At 54.6% G+C, this 1,146-nt stretch carries 2 pseudogenes; both read right to left on the reverse strand.

Annotated features, from left to right (window positions below):
- Window positions 1–253 (reverse strand): annotated as a pseudogene (locus QMM04_RS22630) (NADH-quinone oxidoreductase subunit M); the annotation flags it as partial.
- Window positions 254–473: 220 nt separating this feature from the next.
- Window positions 474–1,146: pseudogene (locus tag QMM04_RS22635) on the reverse strand (NADH-quinone oxidoreductase subunit L); the annotation flags it as partial.

A 1,146-nucleotide genomic window follows, 5' to 3' on the forward strand; every position in this document is an offset into this window, starting at 1 on the left:
CGTCGATAGCCAGATGGAAGTTAATGCCGAAGCGCGGAATCCATGGCACCGAGAAAGTCGACTGCCACTGCGGCATTCCTGCAGCCTGGGTGAGTGAATAGCCTCCCTGCAGCCACAACTGCAGACCGAGTGCCAGCGTCAGCCCCATGGTGATCATGGCGATCCAACGCGGCACTTTTGCGCCGAGGCGCTCTGCTAACCAGCAAAGCAGACCCCCAACAAAAGGTATGATTATTAGCCAAGGTAATAGCACGGCATACTTCCCTTTTTTCAACCTGATTTCGAGCTATCTTGCTTGCCACGTTCATCACCGTCAGCGCTCGCCACCCTCACGTACAAAATACGCTTGGGTTGCTGCACACTGACGGCAACGAAACGGGCTACATCAATAACGCTTCGTCATTCAGGCAATTTTTCACATTCGCTTCTGGGATGAGAGAACTATTGATTCTCTCGCCCCCGCTCATCAATCTTTAAATCACCAGCATCAGCGCCAGTACCACCACGGCACCGACACTCATGGAAGCCACATACCAGCGCACGTAACCGTTCTCGCTCACCACCAGGCCTTTATTACCAATGCGCGACAACAGCGCAGGCAGGTTCATCAGTGAGTTCAGCGGATCGCGCTTCAGCAGCCAGGCAATGCCCAAATAAGGTTTTACAAACACCTTGTCATACAGCCAGTCGAAGCCCCATGCCGCGAACCACCAGGTGCCGAAGAAACGGCCCGGCGCGCTGTTGGCAACACTGGTGACCAGCTGGCGTTTGCCAAGCCATAGGGCAGCAGCAATCAGGATGCCGACAATCGCGACCACGCCTGAGGTGATTTCCAGCGCCACTTTTCCGCCCTCACCGAATTCATTCTGCGGCAGCACGCCCGCCAGCGGTGGCGTAATCATGGCGCCAACGAAGGTGGAAAGCACTAACAGCACAATCAGTGGCAGATGGTGAGTAATGCCTTTGCCCGCGTGCGCATGAATTTTCTCTTCGCCGTGGAACACGATGAAGATCATGCGGAAGGTGTAGATTGAGGTCAGGAATGCACCGACCAGACCCGCCACCATCAGATTGATGTGACCATTCGCCAACGCACCAAACAGGATTTCATCTTTACTGTAGAAACCTGCGGTAATCAGCGGCAGT

It is taken from the genome of Pantoea sp. Pa-EAmG (genome assembly GCF_030024295.1).
Taxonomy (GTDB): domain Bacteria; phylum Pseudomonadota; class Gammaproteobacteria; order Enterobacterales; family Enterobacteriaceae; genus Pantoea; species Pantoea dispersa.